Raw genomic sequence first — 14,998 nt, forward strand, 5'->3', positions numbered from 1 at the left:
ACCCACGCCTTGCCCCCCCCCCCCCCGCGATCCCCCCCCGCGGCGCCCCCCGGGTTGGGGGGGGCCGCGCGGCGGGGGGGCCCCCCGCGGGGCCCCCCCACACCTCGCCCCCTGTCGCCCGGCCGTGACCGGCTACGCGGTGCCCGCCATGCTGGCGAACACGACCACGTTGCTGTCGTAGTAGTGCTTCTTCGGGTCGAAGTCGCCGCCGCAGGTGACCAGGCGAAGGCCCGCGTGGTCGAGGTTCTTGTAGACCTCGACCGTGGGGAACTTGGCCTTCGGGTACTCGGCGACCCGGTCCACCTTGAACGTGACGGTCTTGTTGTCACGTCGGGCCACCTTGATGGTGTCACCGGCCTTCATGGTCTTCAGCTTCTCGAACACGGCCGACGCACCGTTCCACGTGACATGGCCTGCGATCACGGCGGGCCCTTGGGAGCCGGGGGTCGGGCCCGGTTCGTACCAGCCCGCGAGGTCGGGGTTCTTGGGCGTCTCCATGGTTCCGTCCGTCTTCTGACGGAGCGTCTCCAGGGAGCTGGACAGGCCGAGGGACGGGATCGTGATCTTCTGCGGCTCCGAGCGGGCGAGGGCGGGCTTGGCCCCGGCCGCTTCCGTACCGGTGTGCGACCCACCGGCGGACCCCGCCTGGTGACCGCCGGTGGAGGGCTTCGCGGACGGAGTACCTCCGGCGGCGGCGGCCGGTGCCCCGCCCTGCGGGGCCTGACCCTGCTGGGCCTGCCCGGCGGGGGCGGGGGGCGCCGCCGTGTCCTCGCCACCGCACCCCGCGAGGAGCAGGGTGGCGAGGGCGGCGGCGGCCAGCGGTACCGCGGTCCTGCGGCGGCGCGGCCGAGCGGCGGACGCGGCGGGCACGTGGACCTCGGCGGGCTTCACGCGGCCTTCCCGGTGTTCTCCGTACGGACGGGGACCAGGGCGGCGCGCCGGCGCCTGATGGCCACCGCACCGGCCATCGCGGCGGCAGCGGCGAGCGCCGCCCCGGTCATCGTCGTCGCCGACACCGACGCCTGCCGCGGAGAACCGCCGCCCGTCTCGATGCCACCGACCGGAATGGATCCCACGGACGCTCCCTTGACCTCTCCACAGTTGGTCGGAGCCGTCGCCTCCTGGGGCAGCTTCGGGTCGAGTTCGCTCTTGCCGGCCCCGTCGAAGTCGTACTTGTCGTCGTTGTTGCGGTCGATGCCGTGCTGCACGATGTGCAGGTCCTTGATGTGGTCGACCACGTCCTGCCCGACGGTGATCGTCCGGTTGTAGGAGAGCTTGCCCGTGTTGTCGGCGACGGGCATGCGCTCCACGGCGAGGCCACTGGTCGCCTTGGTGTCCCCGGACGTGGTGAGGGAGATGTTGATGTCGCCGTAGTCGACCGTGGCCTCGGTGTTGCTGAGGATCCCGTCGCCGTCGGTGTCGTCGCTCGCGTCCGGGCAGTGGAAGTTGTGCCCCTTGGTCGATCCGTGCAGGTGCTGGGCCGACGGCTGTCCGGGCACCATGCCCTCGGACTCTATCTGCACGGTGAGTTGGTTGCCCTTGAGGCTGAGCATGACGGTACCTCGGGAACCGGAGTCGTTCAGCTGTGCCAGGTCGATCTGGTATGCCTTCCCGGCCTGCGCGAGCGCTGGGCCGGAAAGCCCCAGGGTCAGGAAGACGGCGGCGGGCACGGTGGCGAGCACCACGAGGCGACCAGTTCGCTTGACTATCACATTCGCTCCTGCTCCGTGTATTCCCGGGAAGGGAATCGCAGATCGTACGGGGATGAGATGATCCCCCGGAAAGGTTCTCGCTGGTACTTCGGGGCCCCAACGCCCTTGGATTGGTGCTTGGTTGAAGAATTTTTCGAAAGTTCGGCGATCCATGTCCCGACCAGTGGAAACGTTCCGGAAAAGCCGGGCGCGGCGACACTCCGTCGCTTCGGCGTCACCCGGCCGACCGCCAGGGCGAGCAGGTCTCCATGGAGATGTCGCGGCCATGCGCAGGAATGTGGACGGGAATCGCCGAGGGCTGCCTTTGCCTCTGCGTGTGGGAATACCGGGCGCCGTCTTGAGATGCCTGGCGCCTTCGCTCGACGTGGTGTCGCCCCTCGTCCGGATCTCGTCACCCACGGCGGGAAAGGCGTCGTCCGCTGTTACGCGACCGCCCTCGTCGTGGCGGAGAGCGGCCCGCCGGTCATCCAGATGCGTGACATCTCGTCCGCCACGACCGGGGAGCCGGCAGCCTCGCAGAGCATTTCCGAGAGTACGAGGATCCCGTGTGCGGTGCGCCTCGGCTCCCTGTTCCGGTGCAGCCAGACGACCGCGTTGTTCATGGGGCGGCGCCCCAGGGTGAGGCCCGTCCGCCTCACGTCCGCCGCCCTCTCCAGGGCGGAACACCCTCCGCCGAACGGCAGGGCTTCCGCTCGGCGGATTCCCGGTGGCGCGACCGAGTCCCGCACATGACGGAAATAGCCCTCGGGCGGAGCCTGACCGTTCTCGTACGTATTGCGGAATCCGACGATGCGAAGACCCGCGTTCTGCGCCCGAAGCTCGATGTAGAGCTCGATGAACAAACCTCTCAGCTGAATGCGTACGGGGAGGTAGCGCATCCGACCTTCACCGTGTCCCGCCCGCCCGGTAAAGCCCTGCGCCTTCGCCGCTCTCGATCGGATGGTCAAAGCGAGGAGGCGGTAGGCGTCCACCGATGCGCTCTCCACGGAGAACGACACGGGTTTCAACATGGCGGCACACATCAGGTTGCGAATCCGGAACTCGGACTGCCCAGAGAGAAGTCGACCGCAATCGGTTCGATCCTGCTGCACTCACGCACGACACATCCACCGCCTTCGATGTAATCCCGATCTTCGACGGGTTGAATCATCCGCGTCGCCGGGCCTGGTTCGGTCCGGTCCTTTGTAGTCGTTCCAACAACAGCGGTGCCAATACTTGGCCTCTGATGCCAAAAACTCATCGTGTGATCCCGTGTCGCCGGACGGCCCGACAGCGGGTCCCGCCGGCGCGCCGAGCGGCGCGAACCGTGCCGGACACGGCCCTGGTCGGGGCGGTCTTCGGGCCGGTCTTCGGGCCGGTCTTCGGGCCGGTCTTCATCGGCGACGGCGGGCTCGACGAACCGGAGCCGGCCACTTGCCCTGTACGCCCCACCCGCAAAGTATGATCGAGCAATGTCTGACACGACCGAGACCACGCCCGGCTGGCTGACCGCGGACGAACTGGAGACGGCTCGCGCGCGCATGCCGATCCTCTACGTGGACGCGGTGCCCGTGCGCGTGGACGACAGCGGCGAAGTCACCAGCATCGGACTGCTGCTGCGCATCGGTCCGGACGGAACGGTCAGCCGGACGCTGGTGTCCGGTCGCGTTCTGCACCACGAACGGGTGCGTGACGCGTTGCTGCGCCATCTGGAGAAGGATCTCGGTCCGGTGGCCCTGCCCCGCGTTCCCGCCTCGCCCCAGCCCTTCACCGTCGCCGAGTACTTCCCCACGGCCGGTGTCACCTCCTACCACGACCCGCGCCAGCACGCGGTGTCCCTCGCCTACATCGTGCCGGTGGCCGGGGACTGCCGGCCCCGACAGGACGCGCTGGACCTGGTCTGGTTCAGCCCGCGGGAGGCGGCTTCGCAGGCCGTGCAGAGCGAGATGCCGGGCGGGCACGAGGTGCTGCTGAAGCAGGCACTCGCACACGTGGGCCTGGTCTACTGACTGAGGGATCGGTCCGCCCGTCCTGCCGCTGCGCGCCCCCCGGCCCACCGGGGGGCGCGACAAGTCCTCGGCCACGGAAAGCTGTCGGCGCCGGTCACGGCACTAGCGTGACCTCATGAGTTCCTCACTGACCGTCTTCCTGTTGGACCCCGAGTTCACCCGCGGCTTCGCCGGCTCCCGTGACGACGAGTTGATCCAGGCCGTCCGCGCCGAGTTTCGCGACGAGATGGCCCGGGACGACGACTGGTTCTCCTCCGCCATCGCGAGCGGCGCCCCGACCTCCGCCGAGGCGCTGCACGCGTTGGTGTACGGCGGGCCGTTCGACGAGAACCCGCAGCACGCCTTCCAGTACGGCTACGCGTACAAGCGTCTGTGCGCCCTCACCGGCTCTCGCCTCGACAATTCCTGGTTCTGCCCGTTCCGGGGCGACTGGCTGGAGCTCGTCGACGAGGGGCTCCGGGCTCTGCGGGTCACCGCGATATCGCTCGCGGAGTTCGGGCGGCACGGCGGGCTTCCCGCCACCGTCGCTTCGTACGACCTTCCGCGCTGCGGCGAGTGGACGCACGACCAGTGCCTGGAGGCTTTGGCACAGTTCGAGGAGACCCGGCGGGAGGGCCATGCCCCGCCCCTGGACCCCTCCGTCCTCGGCGCCATCGAGGAAGTCGTCGGCTGGCTGCGCGGGGCACAGACGGCCCGGCTGCGCGCTGGCCAGGCGCGCCCCGGGTCCGGGATCGCGGGCTTCGTCTCCTAGGCCGGAAGGGTTTGCCGGGCCCGGACCGGTGCGTCCGCGCTTGCCGTGGAGCCCCTACATGCCGTCGAGCTGCGAAGACGTGGCTCGGGGCGCCGACAAGATGCCGAGTCGTCGGTGTGTGACTAGCCTTTGTTGATGAGAGCCGCAACTGCGGGGAGCATTCTCGACCCCCGGTGATGCGCCACAGCGCGAGGCTTGATCGAGCGCCCCGGTCCAAAAGATCCGCGACCCGACGAGGACGCGTTGACAGTGGGGACGCCATCGCATTGATGTGGCCATCTGCGCGAGCCGCGCGCATCCCCCGCGCGCGACGGCATCGGCTCCCGTGTCGCCGTGAGTGGCACACAAGAGAAGGGGAACAACCATGCAAGGACTGAGAGTGAAGCGGCTCTTCGCCATTTCGGCCGCCGGTGTTCTGATGGCCGGGGGCGCCGCCCTCGGTGCAGCCGGCACGGCCTCGGCGGCAGCCCCCACCCACTCCGTCACCTCTGTGAGCCACGGTGGCGGCTGGGATGACGACGACGACCACGGCTACAACCACGGCTGGTACGACGACGATGACGACTGGGGTGGCTGGGGCGGAGGTTACGGCGACGACTGCTGAACTGGCATGACAGACCCGGTCCGCCGGTTCGAGGAGCCCCGCTCCGCGGCATCGGTCGGCCTGGTCGATCAGCCCCAGCACACAGGGTTCCCGCACCGGCCCGTCGACTGAGCCGGTGCGGGAGCCTGCCGCCGCCGACCCGCAGCACGTGGAGGTCGGCTCGGCGCCCCCGTACCCCGGTCCGTCCGTCCGAGACGGCGACCCGAGGCACCGGGGGCCCAGGTGGTCCGGGCCTAGTTGCCGATGCCGGCGCTGCCGATACCCGAGTTGCCGATGCCCGCGCTGCCGATGCCCGAGTTGTCGATACCGGCGTTGCCGATGCCCCAGTTGCCGATACCGGCGTTGCCCACACCCGAGTTGCCGATGCCCGCGTTGCCGACACCTCCGTCGGCGGCGGCCACGGCGGCTCCGCCGAGGGTCAGGACCGCAGCGGTACCCGCGACAGCCGCCATGCGAAGAAGACGAGCACGCATCATCACATACCTCCTGTTTTCCACTGATTCCTCCACATCTCTAGCACGCTGATCTCACGAACACCCGGCGCGACCTCAGGCACGCACCCGTGTGGCGCACGACGCGCGCCGAGCCGGGGTCGCCGGGTCGGTCGGCCCGACGCCGTCCGGTGGGCGTCCGGGCACCGCCGCCGGCGCTTTCGCACGCGCCGCGCGCCTCAGCGGGTACGGGACCGCTCAGGCCTTGGCCGCGGTCTCGACGGTGATCTCCGCACAGCGGGTGACGACCGCGGCGAGATCGCCTCCGGAGCGCAGGAGCTCGCGCTGCACACGGGCGCCGTTGCCTTCCCGGAGCAGGACACCGAGGCCCTCACTGACCAGTGCGTCGTCCCCGTGATCGCGGAGCGCCTCGCGCACGTGCCGGTAGAGGGCGTCGACCGCCTCCTCGGGCGAGGTCTGCCGCATCGTCTCGGGATGCAGCAGGAAGCCTTCCAGACCCGAGCGCCCCGCCTGCCAGGCCGCCAGCCGCAGCAGGCTCGTACTGACCGGGGCCGGCGGTTCCCCGGCGCGCCAGGACCGGGACGCCGTCTCGACGAGGCCTCGTACGAGAGCGGCCAGCAGGACCGGGGTCGACCCGTCGAGACAGACGTCCGCGGCCCTCACCTCGACGGTGGGATAGGCCGCCGACAGTCGGGCGTCGAACCAGATCATCCCCTCGTCGTGGAGCACACCGCTGTCGACCATGGCCCGGACCTGGCGTCGGTAGCCGTCGGCGGACCCGAAGAGGTCCACGGGGCCGGCGGACGGCAGCCGGTTCCACACCCGGCTCCGATAGCTCCCGTACCCGGTGTCCTGGCCCTGCCAGAAGGGCGAGTTCGCACTGAGCGCGGTCAGGACGGCGAGCCAGGGCCGCATCCGGTCGAGTACCGCGACGCCCTCTTCGTCGGATTCCACCGACACGTGGATGTGGCAGCCGCAGGTCAGCTGCTCCTGCGCCGTCAGCCCGAACTGCTCGGCCACCCACTGGTAGCGGCGGCCGGTGTTCAACGAGGGCTCCACCGGCAGCGGCGAGGTGCCCAGGGCGGCCACGACCGCGCCGACGCCTTCCGCGTGCCGTGCGGCCTCCCTGCGCCACCGACCGATCTCGCGCGCCAGGTCGCCCATGTCCGTGACGGGCTTGGTGGCGAACTCGACCTGCTCCTTGGCGAGCTCCCTCTCGAAGGTGTGGCCCTGCTCCCAGTCGTCCTTCGGACGCTGCCCGGTGGACCGGTCCGCCGCCTCCAGGACGTGTCCCGACAGGGCCAGCGGAACACCGCTGGTGGCGTCCACCAGAAGCAGTTCCTCTTCCACGCCCACACTTCGCATGCCTTCACCCATCACATCGCCGATCAGATGCGCCCCGTCTTCCCCAGACCGCCCCCGGCCATGCGGGCCGCCCCGAGCGGTGCTGCGGAGCCCGCCGGGCCCACAGGGGAAGAGGGCCGAGAACCGGCCGAGCAGGGGCGTCGAGCCGACCCTGGTCCCGGACACGAAAGCACCGCGACCCGGTGTTGTCTCGCCGGCGCGCGGCGCGGGACGGACACCCACCCGGATGTCCCGTCCGCCGCCCCCCACGTTCACCGTCATGGAGCAGTTTGAGCGCACTCCAACACACCCGGGCCGGGGCCCGGGCACCCGGACGCACCCGGACGCACCCGGACACGCGGACGCGGAGGCCCTCGACACCCCCGTCGCGGCCTGGAGGGGGCCGCGGACCCCGCGCCCGGGCTCGGCACGGCCCTGGCGGGGCAGGGTCGGAACGTCGCCGTAGGCTGGGCGGGTGACCTTGCGCAGTCTTCACGACCGAGCCGCCCTGGCCGACCGCTTCCGGCGCGACCCGGCGATGCACCTGATGGAACTCGGCGACCTGGACGACCTGTTGTGGCCGGGCACCAGTTGGTACACGGTGTCGCAGGACGGCCCGGTCGCCTTGGTGTACTCGGTCGGCTCCATCCCGACCGTGCTCGCCTTCGCCCGACCCGAGGAGGCCGCCAGGCTGGAGGAACTCGCCGGGGCCTTGGCGCCGGTCCTGCCCCGACGCTTCTTCGGGCACCTCACGGGAGCCGCGGGCAAGGTGCTGGAAGCCGCTTACGAGGCGCGGCCCCACAGCACCCTGCTGCGCATGGCGCTCACGGACCCCGACCGTGCCGCTCGGCACCCGGCCGGTCCGTGGCGACCGGCCCCGCTGGACCGGAGCGACCTGCCGGAGCTGCTCGCGCTGTTCGAGCAGGCCTACCCGGGCAACTGGTTCGACCACCGGATGCTCGACACCGGCCAGTACCTGGGTGCCCGGCTGGACGGGCGGCTGGTGGCGGTCGCGGGCGTTCACGTCCACTCGGCCACCTACCGGGTCGCCGCGATCGGGAACGTCACCACGCATCCCGAGGTACGCGGGCAGGGCGCGGGCGGGGCGTGCGTCGCCGCGCTGTGTCGGCGGCTGGGGCAGAGCGTGGACCACATCGGGCTCAACGTCCGTGCGGACAACGCCACGGCCGTCGGGCTCTACCGCAGGCTCGGCTTCACCGAGGTCACCGAGTTCGCCGAGGCCACCTTCACCGCGCGGGCGGCGACCGGCCGACTGACTGACTGACGCGGGCGGGGCCCTGGAATATCGCGTGCTCTGGCGTCGGCGACAGAGCAGACTCGTTCCATGGCGGACATACAGGCGTTCCGGAACGCGGTCGACGACTGGGCGAGCGGCGGCCCGGGCGGGCCGGCCGGCGAACTGGCGAGGCTGCTGGGGCTACGCACCGCGGTACTCCTCGAAGGCCCGAGCGACCTCGCGGCCGTGGAGGCACTGACCGTACGCCGTGGTCGGGACCTTGCCGCCGAGGGGGTGTGCGTCGTGTCGATGGGCGGGGCGATGAGCGTCGGCCGCTACGCCGGCCTCCTCGGACCACCCGGCCTCGGCCTGCGCCTGACGGGATTGTGCGACGAGCGCGAACGGCCCTTCTACGAGCGCGGCTTGGAACGCGCGGGGGCGCCGTGCCGGGACATCTTCGTGTGCGTGGCGGACCTTGAGGAGGAGCTCATTCGCGCGCTGGGCGCGGCCGGGGTCGAGGAGATCGTACGGGCCGAAGACGACGACCTCCGCGCCTGGCAGACCTTCCTGCGCCAGCCCGCCCAACACGATCGACCTCGGCACCGACAGTTGAGGCGCTTCCTCGGCACGAGGAAGGGCCGCAAGATCCGATACGGTCGCCTCCTCGTGGAAGCCCTCGACCCCGGGCAGGTGCCGGCCCCGCTCGACGACCTACTGACATGCCTGTGACCGACGCGCGTCGGCCGGGTTGCCGAACCCCAGCGGATGCGCGTCCCAGAGGGCTGCTCTAGCGTCGAAAGGGGAGGGAAGGCCCTGCCGGGCCGGTCCGGTGCGGGAGCCCGGACCCGGTGGCCGTACGTCGGCCGCACGCGCTCGGCACCGTTCCCAAGCGGATCCGGGGCATCCAGGTCCCGGGCCGCGCGATCATCCCGGAGAGCAGGTGCGTCCCATGCGCGCGTCGACCCGATTCGCAGGTGTCCTCGCCGGCCTGACCCTCGCGCTCGGCGGAGCGGGCCTCATCGCCCCCGCCGCCCACGCGGACGTCACGGCCTGCATCAACCAGGTCGAGCGGGAGCTCCAGGGCGGCGAAGCCCCGGACTCGATCCGGATGGCGTGTTACGTCGGCTTGACCGGCGACCACGCACAGTGCGTCTCCGGCCTGACCGCGGGCGGCGTGACCAACGGGACCGCGGTCTCCGCCTGCAAGGTGGCACCCAAGTAGGGCTCCGCGACTCCCCGTACGAAGCGGCCTGTCCGGCCCCGCACACGAGAGTGTGTGCGGGGCCGCTCGCTGCCTTCGGGGAGGCGGCTGTCTTCGGGAGGCGGCTCGGTAGGGCGGAGGGAGCCGGTCAGTCGTGCAGTTGCTGCTGCCAGTTCTGCGGGACCCGCCCGGCCGGACCCGGCGCCGGCTGATCCGACGGGTGCTCGCCGGGTGGCGTCAGCTCGGGCCCGGACTCGTAGAGCGCGTTCTTGGCGTAGTCCCAGAACCACTCCTCGCCCGGCTCGAAGCTCTGCACCACGGGGTGACCGGTGGACTTCCAGTGGGCGGTGGCGTGCTGGGCCGGTGAGGAGTCGCAGCAGCCGATGTGGCCGCACTGGGCGCAGCGCCGCAGGTGAACCCACCAGCCGCCCGCCGCGTCGCAGTCGACACAGCCGGTGCCGGAGGGCGCGGCACTCGGGTCGATTCCGTCGATTCCGCCTGTTCCTGTCATGCGGGCTCCTCGGTGGTCTCGGTCTCGGTTTCAGTCGCGGTTTCGGTCGCGGGTTCGATTCCGGCCTCGGATTCGGTCTCGGCTTCCGCGGTCAGGGGCAGCAGCACCTGGAACCGGGTGTCACCCGGTTCGGACTCGACGTGAAGGCTTCCGTGGTGCTTGCTCACGACGATGCGCCAGGAGATGTCCAGGCCGAGCCCGGTGCCTTCACCGACCGGTTTGGTGGTGAAGAAGGGGTCGAAGATGCGGCTGCGGATGTCCGCGGGGATCCCGGGGCCGGTGTCGCGGAACTCCACGAGCAGCCGGTCCCCTTCCCGTGCCGTGCGGACCGTCAGGGTGCCGTCGCGGCCGGTGCTGTCGATGGCGAAGACGGCGTTGTCGATGAGGTTGGTCCACACCTGGTTGAGTTCCGCCGGATAGGCGGGCACGTCCGGCACGGAGCGGTCGTACTCCTTGACGACGCGCACCCGGGGGCCGATCTTGCCGGACAGCATCAGCAGGGTGCTGTCGAGGAGTTCGTGCACGTCGACGACCCGGTGCGGGGCCCGGTCGAGCTGGGAGTACTGCTTGGCGGCGTCCACGAGGTGGGAGATGCGGGTGGTGGAGTCGTCGATCTCGTCCATCAACAGCTCGGTCTCGACCGTGTAGTTGAGCCAGCCGATCGCCCCGGGCAGGACGTCCTCGGCGACGGTCGCGGCGACCTGCTCCAGCCAGTCGATGTCGAGCCCGGCCTGCACGAAGGTGGGTGCGATGCGCCAGCCCTCCGGGATGCCGTGGTCGTCGAGCCAGTCGGCGAGTTCGTCCTCGCGGTCGGATGCCTCCAGGGGGCTCAACACCGGCGCCTTGGCGACGCGTTCGGCGGTGCGGTCCTGGATCTCGATGAGGTCGGCCAGGGCCTCGCGGGAGTAGGGGCCCTGGGCGATGACCGCCAGCTTGTGCCGCATCTTGCCCACCCGTTCGCGCAGCGTCGCGGTGGCCCGGACGGCGGCCGCGGCCGGGTTGTTGAGCTCGTGGGTGAGTCCGGCGGACAACGAACCGAGCGCCAGCAGCCGTTCGCGCTGCCCGATGGCCCGCTGGGTGTTCTTCGAACCGAAGAAGAGCCCCTCCAACAGGTGGGCGGCCATCGGGAACCATTCCTGCATGACGTCCGCGAACGACTGCGCGGGCAGCACGAAGAACCGCGTCGGCTCGGTCACCCGCATCGAGTTGTTGTACGTCTGCGGCACCCGGTCGCCCAGGTATGCCTGCATGGCTCCCGAGTACACGCCGCGCTGGGAGGTGCGGCTCACCTCGACGTCGTCGCCGCCGACCCGGCGGGACAGCACGACGGTGCCCTCGACCATGACGTAGAAGCAGGTGGCCGGGTCGCCCTCGGTGTACACCGGGCCGGGCTCGAACCGCTCCACCCGCCCCTCGCCGCACAGCTTCCCGAGCTGCTCCGGGGAGAGCTTCTCGAACAGGAACAGCGACGCGATCTCCTGCGGGCTGCAGGGCAGCGTCTGCCCGCTCATGACTGCTCCAGGTACCGGTGGACGAGCATCACGGCCATGGCTCCCTCTCCGACGGCGGACGCGACGCGCTTCGCGGACTGGGCGCGCGCGTCGCCCGCCACGAAGACGCCGGGAACGTTGGTTTCCAGGTGGTAGGGCGGCCTGTCCAGTTCCCATTCGGCCGGCGGTCGCCCGTCCGGCGTCAGGTCCGGTCCGGCCAGGATGAAGCCGTGCTCGTCGCGCAGCACCGTGCCGTCCAGCCAGTCGGTCAGCGGAGCCGCCCCGATGAAGACGAACATCCACTGCGCGTCGACGAGTTCGGTCACTCCGCTGTCCACGTCCCGGAGCGTCAGCTGCTCCAGGTGTCCGTCGCCGTGCGCGGCGTCGACGACGGTCCGGGTGCGCACCGTGATGTTCGGGGCTTCCTCGATCTGCTGGATCAGGTAGTACGACATCGACGCGGTCAGGGACTCGCCGCGCACCAGCAGGGTCACCGACTTCGCACCCCGCGCGAGGTACATCGCCGCCTGCCCGGCGGAGTTGGCGCCGCCGACGATGTACACGTCCTGCTCCAGGCAGGAGGCGGCCTCGGTGAGCGAGGAGCCGTAGTACACCCCGCAGCCGGTCAGGTCGTCGCAGCCCGGTGCCCTGAGCTGCCGGTACGACACACCGGTCGCCAGGATGACGCTGTGCGCGGCGACCGTCGAACCGTCGGAGAAGCGGACGACGCGCGCCGAGCCGTTGGCCTCCAGCCCCGTGACCTCGCGCGCCGTGAGGATCTCGGCTCCGAACCTGCCGGCCTGGCGGCGGGCGCGGTCCGTGAGCTGCGCGCCCGACACGCCGTCCGGGAAGCCGAGGTAGTTCTCGATGCGGGAGCTCTGCCCGGCCTGCCCGCCGGTCGCGGATCGCTCGACCAGTACCGTCCGCAGCCCCTCGGAGGCCCCGTACACGGCCGAGCCCAGCCCGGCCGGGCCGCCGCCGATCACGACGAGGTCGTAGAAGTCGGCGGCCGGGGTCGTCGCGAGCCCCACCCGGGCGGCCAGCTCGGCCGCCTCCGGCTCGATCAGCACACCACCGTCCGGGGTGACCACCAGCGGAAGCCGCTGCCCGTCGGCCCCGGCCGCCTCCAGCAGCCGCCGCCCCTCGGGCTCGTCGGAGGAGTACCAGCGGTACGGCACCTGGTTGCGGGCCAGGAACTCGCGTACGTCGGAGGAGCGCGCCGACCAGCGGTGCCCGATCACCTTGGTGGCGGGCACCGGCTTGTGGTCACTGGAGCGCCAGGCCAGCAGCAGGTCGTCGATGACCGGGTAGAGCTTCTCCTCGGGCGGGTCCCACGGCTTGAGCAGGTAGTGGTCGAGGTCGACGACGTTGATCGCGTCGATCGCCGCGTTGGTGTCGGCGTACGCGGTCAGCAGCACGCGGCGCGCGCCCGGGTACACGTTCAGGGCCTGTTCGAGGAACTCGATGCCGTTCATCTGCGGCATGCGGTAGTCGGCCAGGATCACGGCCACCAGGTCGCCGCGCAGCTTCAGCTCGCGCAGGGCCTCCAGCGCGGACTCACCGGATTCGGCGCGCACGATCCGGTAGGTGGCGCCGTAGCGGCGTCTCAGGTCGCGGGCGATGGCGCGGGACACCCCCGGGTCGTCGTCCACGGTCAGGATGACGGTCCGCGCTGTGTCGGCCACCTCTGCCATACGTCCTCTCCCACCCCGAGTCCAAGGGGCACGGCAAGCCGCCCGCGCCGGTTCTCGCCCATCGTATGTTCGATCGTCCGGGGTCGCCCCGGGACACCGCGCACTGTGCACTCCCGGTACACATCGGGTCGCACGCGGTCAAGAGTCGACCCACGGGCCCCGAGGCCCGCCAGGCGCTGTCAGGTGCTCGGCCGGCCGAAAACCCGGCGCTCCCCCGGGCCTCCGGCAGCACCGCCCCGGCCGGCACGGCGGCTTCCGCCGTCGGCGGCGTGTCGCCCGGCTGACCTCGCCTCGTCCCGCCCGGGCGGTCGACTCCGCGTCCGGCGCGCGGGCCGTGCCACGTGGTCGCGCCCTGGGCGGCCGGGTCCGAAACATCACTGGTGGGATCCGCAAACGCCCCTGCGGCACAGATCACCGCATCGAGGTAACGCCCCTGGTTTTCCCGGGTCGATCGGGACCGGCGACGGTTAACGTCCTCATGGATCCGGGCGGATTGCCCGCACGTTCGGCCCCCCGATCTTTCTTCTTTACACCGGTGACGTGGACGCGCGCCGACGCACCGCCCTTCCGAAGGAGAGCCCGCCCGATGACCGTGGACACGAGCCCCGAGGCGCAGTCGCAACCCCGGCAGAGCAGCCTGGGCACGGCGGCTGCCCGCAACCTTGCCACCACGACCAAGTCCGCCCCGCAGATGCAGGAGATCACCTCCCGGTGGCTGCTGCGGATGCTCCCCTGGGTGGAGACCAAGGGCGGCACGTATCGGGTGAACCGTCGGTTGAGTTACACGGTCGGCGACGGGCGCATCGAGTTCGTCCAGGACGGGGCTCACGTCCGGGTGATCCCCCGCGAGCTCGGCGAACTCGCCCTGCTGCGCGGCTACGACGACGTGGACGTGCTCACCGCACTCGCCGGCCGGTGTGTCCAGCGTGACTTCCGCGCCGGAGAGGTGTTGGTCGAGCGCGGCACCCCGGCGGCCCAGATCCACCTGATCGCCCACGGTCGGGTCGGCCAGACCTCCGTGGGCAAGTACGGTGACGAGGTCGCCCTCGCCGTACTGGCCGACGGCGACCGGTTCGGCGAGCACGCCCTGCTGGACGACGACGCCAGGTGGGACCACACCGCCACCGCCGAGACCGCCGGTACCCTCCTCACCCTGTCGCGCACGGACTTCGACGCCGTGCTCGCCTCGGCACCGCGGCTCCGGGCCCACGTCCAGCGGTTCGCTTCCCTTCCGCTGCAACGGCAGAACAAGCACGGCGAGGCCGAGATCGCGATGTCGGCCGGCCACACCGGTGAGGCCGAACTGCCCGGCGCCTTCGTCGACTACGAACTGAACCCGCGCGAGTACGAACTCTCCATCGCCCAGACCGTACTGAGGGTCCACACGAGGGTCGCCGACCTCTACAACGAGCCGATGAACCAGACCGAGGAGCAGCTCCGGCTCGTCATCGAGGCGCTGCGGGAGCGCCAGGAATACGAGTTGATCAACAATCGGGAGTTCGGTCTGCTCCACAACGCCGCGTTCAAGCAGCGGATCCAGACGCATTCCGGTCCCGCCACCCCGGACGACCTCGACGAGTTGCTCTGCCGCCGCCGCGGCTCGAAGTTCTTTCTCGCCCATCCCAAGGCGATCGCGGCGCTCGGGCGCGAGTTCAACGCGCGCGGGCTGTATCCGGATCACGTCGACCTCGGCGGACAGCAGGTACCGGCCTGGCGTGGGGTCCCCATCCTGCCGTGCAGCAAGATCCCCATCAGCGAGGAGAACACCACCTCGATCCTCGTGATGCGAACCGGTGAGGACAAGCAGGGCGTCATCGGTCTGCACCAGACCGGTCTACCGGAGGAGTACGAGCCGGGTCTGTCGGTGCGCTTCATGGGAATCGACGAGCGGTCGATCATCTCCTACCTGGTCAGCACCTACTACTCCGCCGCCATCCTGGTGCCCGACGCCCTCGGTGTCCTGGAGAACGTGCAGATCGCCCGCAGGCACGGCTAGGCCCCGACCGTGCCCGAG

At 70.8% G+C, this 14,998-nt stretch carries 15 protein-coding genes; 7 read left to right on the forward strand and 8 right to left on the reverse strand.

Annotation, left to right across the window (positions count from 1 at the left end):
* Nucleotides 1-132 precede the first annotated feature (132 nt).
* The 3 genes from ACFYW3_RS33610 to ACFYW3_RS33620 form a co-directional block, all read right to left on the reverse strand.
* On the reverse strand, nucleotides 133-891 hold the full coding sequence (locus ACFYW3_RS33610; protein WP_389388311.1) for a class F sortase: 759 nt from the start codon (nucleotides 889-891) through the stop codon (nucleotides 133-135).
* Complete coding sequence (locus tag ACFYW3_RS33615; protein ID WP_351374478.1) at nucleotides 888-1,712, reverse strand: hypothetical protein; 825 nt, start codon at nucleotides 1,710-1,712, stop codon at nucleotides 888-890. Before ACFYW3_RS33615 ends, ACFYW3_RS33610 begins: the two co-directional genes overlap by 4 nt.
* Nucleotides 1,713-2,134: 422 nt before the next feature.
* Nucleotides 2,135-2,710 carry a ribosome-inactivating family protein gene (locus tag ACFYW3_RS33620; protein WP_351752741.1) on the reverse strand — a complete coding sequence of 192 codons (576 nt, stop codon included), beginning with the start codon at nucleotides 2,708-2,710 and terminating at the stop codon, nucleotides 2,135-2,137.
* A 453-nt stretch (nucleotides 2,711-3,163) separates the two neighbouring features.
* Between ACFYW3_RS33620 and ACFYW3_RS33625 the strand changes: the two genes are divergently transcribed.
* The 3 genes from ACFYW3_RS33625 to ACFYW3_RS33635 all read left to right on the forward strand — a co-directional run bounded on the left by ACFYW3_RS33625 (nucleotide 3,164) and on the right by ACFYW3_RS33635 (nucleotide 5,055).
* Nucleotides 3,164-3,700, forward strand: coding sequence for an NUDIX hydrolase family protein (locus tag ACFYW3_RS33625; RefSeq protein WP_351752739.1), 537 nt, complete (start codon nucleotides 3,164-3,166; stop codon nucleotides 3,698-3,700).
* Nucleotides 3,701-3,815: 115 nt separating this feature from the next.
* Nucleotides 3,816-4,451, forward strand: a complete 636-nt coding sequence (locus ACFYW3_RS33630; protein WP_389388312.1) for a hypothetical protein — start codon at nucleotides 3,816-3,818, stop codon at nucleotides 4,449-4,451.
* 364 nt (nucleotides 4,452-4,815) lie between these two features.
* On the forward strand, nucleotides 4,816-5,055 hold the full coding sequence (locus ACFYW3_RS33635; RefSeq protein ID WP_329447589.1) for a hypothetical protein: 240 nt from the start codon (nucleotides 4,816-4,818) through the stop codon (nucleotides 5,053-5,055).
* Nucleotides 5,056-5,288: 233 nt separating this feature from the next.
* On the opposite strand, the gene ACFYW3_RS33640 is transcribed toward ACFYW3_RS33635, so the two are convergent.
* Together ACFYW3_RS33640 and ACFYW3_RS33645 are read right to left on the reverse strand one after the other, a co-directional pair.
* Nucleotides 5,289-5,507 carry a hypothetical protein gene (locus ACFYW3_RS33640; RefSeq protein ID WP_389388313.1) on the reverse strand — a complete coding sequence of 73 codons (219 nt, stop codon included), beginning with the start codon at nucleotides 5,505-5,507 and terminating at the stop codon, nucleotides 5,289-5,291.
* 237 nt (nucleotides 5,508-5,744) lie between these two features.
* Nucleotides 5,745-6,872, reverse strand: coding sequence for a glutamate--cysteine ligase (locus ACFYW3_RS33645; RefSeq protein ID WP_389388314.1), 1,128 nt, complete (start codon nucleotides 6,870-6,872; stop codon nucleotides 5,745-5,747).
* A gap of 454 nt (nucleotides 6,873-7,326) precedes the next feature.
* Here ACFYW3_RS33645 and ACFYW3_RS33650 point away from each other — a divergent pair, with 454 nt between their 5' ends.
* The 3 genes from ACFYW3_RS33650 (at nucleotide 7,327) to ACFYW3_RS33660 (ending at nucleotide 9,310) form a co-directional block, all read left to right on the forward strand.
* Complete coding sequence (locus tag ACFYW3_RS33650; protein WP_389388315.1) at nucleotides 7,327-8,136, forward strand: GNAT family N-acetyltransferase; 810 nt, start codon at nucleotides 7,327-7,329, stop codon at nucleotides 8,134-8,136.
* Nucleotides 8,137-8,196: 60 nt separating this feature from the next.
* On the forward strand, nucleotides 8,197-8,817 hold the full coding sequence (locus ACFYW3_RS33655) for a TOPRIM nucleotidyl transferase/hydrolase domain-containing protein (protein ID WP_351752729.1): 621 nt from the start codon (nucleotides 8,197-8,199) through the stop codon (nucleotides 8,815-8,817).
* Nucleotides 8,818-9,037: 220 nt separating this feature from the next.
* Nucleotides 9,038-9,310, forward strand: a complete 273-nt coding sequence (locus ACFYW3_RS33660) for a hypothetical protein (RefSeq protein ID WP_351752727.1) — start codon at nucleotides 9,038-9,040, stop codon at nucleotides 9,308-9,310.
* A gap of 127 nt (nucleotides 9,311-9,437) precedes the next feature.
* On the opposite strand, the gene ACFYW3_RS33665 is transcribed toward ACFYW3_RS33660, so the two are convergent.
* The 3 genes from ACFYW3_RS33665 to ACFYW3_RS33675 are packed head-to-tail and all read right to left on the reverse strand — an operon-like array spanning nucleotide 9,438 to nucleotide 12,984.
* Nucleotides 9,438-9,800: a UBP-type zinc finger domain-containing protein gene (locus ACFYW3_RS33665; protein ID WP_351752724.1), complete on the reverse strand. Its 363-nt coding sequence runs from the start codon at nucleotides 9,798-9,800 to the stop codon at nucleotides 9,438-9,440.
* Nucleotides 9,797-11,311, reverse strand: coding sequence for an ATP-binding protein (locus tag ACFYW3_RS33670; protein WP_389388316.1), 1,515 nt, complete (start codon nucleotides 11,309-11,311; stop codon nucleotides 9,797-9,799). The genes ACFYW3_RS33665 and ACFYW3_RS33670 overlap by 4 nt, the downstream gene beginning before the upstream one ends.
* The gene (locus ACFYW3_RS33675; protein ID WP_351752718.1) at nucleotides 11,308-12,984 is read right to left on the reverse strand and encodes an FAD-dependent oxidoreductase; all 1,677 of its coding nucleotides are present in this window, start codon (nucleotides 12,982-12,984) and stop codon (nucleotides 11,308-11,310) included. Before ACFYW3_RS33675 ends, ACFYW3_RS33670 begins: the two co-directional genes overlap by 4 nt.
* Nucleotides 12,985-13,570: 586 nt before the next feature.
* Here ACFYW3_RS33675 and ACFYW3_RS33680 point away from each other — a divergent pair.
* Complete coding sequence (locus tag ACFYW3_RS33680; RefSeq protein WP_389388317.1) at nucleotides 13,571-14,980, forward strand: family 2B encapsulin nanocompartment shell protein; 1,410 nt, start codon at nucleotides 13,571-13,573, stop codon at nucleotides 14,978-14,980.
* The last annotated feature ends 18 nt before the right edge of the window (nucleotides 14,981-14,998 follow it).

The sequence above is a fragment of the Streptomyces sp. NPDC002602 genome (assembly GCF_042889445.1).
Classification (GTDB): domain Bacteria; phylum Actinomycetota; class Actinomycetes; order Streptomycetales; family Streptomycetaceae; genus Streptomyces.

What these genes read in the sequence shown, in the direction of transcription:
- ACFYW3_RS33655 (WP_351752729.1), top strand. Translation starts at nt 8,197, where the DNA reads ATGGCGGACATACAGGCGTTCCGGAACGCGGTCGACGACTGGGCGAGC.
- ACFYW3_RS33665 (WP_351752724.1), bottom strand. Translation starts at nt 9,800, where the DNA reads ATGACAGGAACAGGCGGAATCGACGGAATCGACCCGAGTGCCGCGCCC.
- ACFYW3_RS33625 (WP_351752739.1), top strand. Translation starts at nt 3,164, where the DNA reads ATGTCTGACACGACCGAGACCACGCCCGGCTGGCTGACCGCGGACGAA.
- ACFYW3_RS33670 (WP_389388316.1), bottom strand. Translation starts at nt 11,311, where the DNA reads ATGAGCGGGCAGACGCTGCCCTGCAGCCCGCAGGAGATCGCGTCGCTG.
- ACFYW3_RS33680 (WP_389388317.1), top strand. Translation starts at nt 13,571, where the DNA reads ATGACCGTGGACACGAGCCCCGAGGCGCAGTCGCAACCCCGGCAGAGC.
- ACFYW3_RS33675 (WP_351752718.1), bottom strand. Translation starts at nt 12,984, where the DNA reads ATGGCAGAGGTGGCCGACACAGCGCGGACCGTCATCCTGACCGTGGAC.
- ACFYW3_RS33645 (WP_389388314.1), bottom strand. Translation starts at nt 6,872, where the DNA reads ATGCGAAGTGTGGGCGTGGAAGAGGAACTGCTTCTGGTGGACGCCACC.
- ACFYW3_RS33630 (WP_389388312.1), top strand. Translation starts at nt 3,816, where the DNA reads ATGAGTTCCTCACTGACCGTCTTCCTGTTGGACCCCGAGTTCACCCGC.
- ACFYW3_RS33660 (WP_351752727.1), top strand. Translation starts at nt 9,038, where the DNA reads ATGCGCGCGTCGACCCGATTCGCAGGTGTCCTCGCCGGCCTGACCCTC.
- ACFYW3_RS33635 (WP_329447589.1), top strand. Translation starts at nt 4,816, where the DNA reads ATGCAAGGACTGAGAGTGAAGCGGCTCTTCGCCATTTCGGCCGCCGGT.
- ACFYW3_RS33640 (WP_389388313.1), bottom strand. Translation starts at nt 5,507, where the DNA reads ATGGCGGCTGTCGCGGGTACCGCTGCGGTCCTGACCCTCGGCGGAGCC.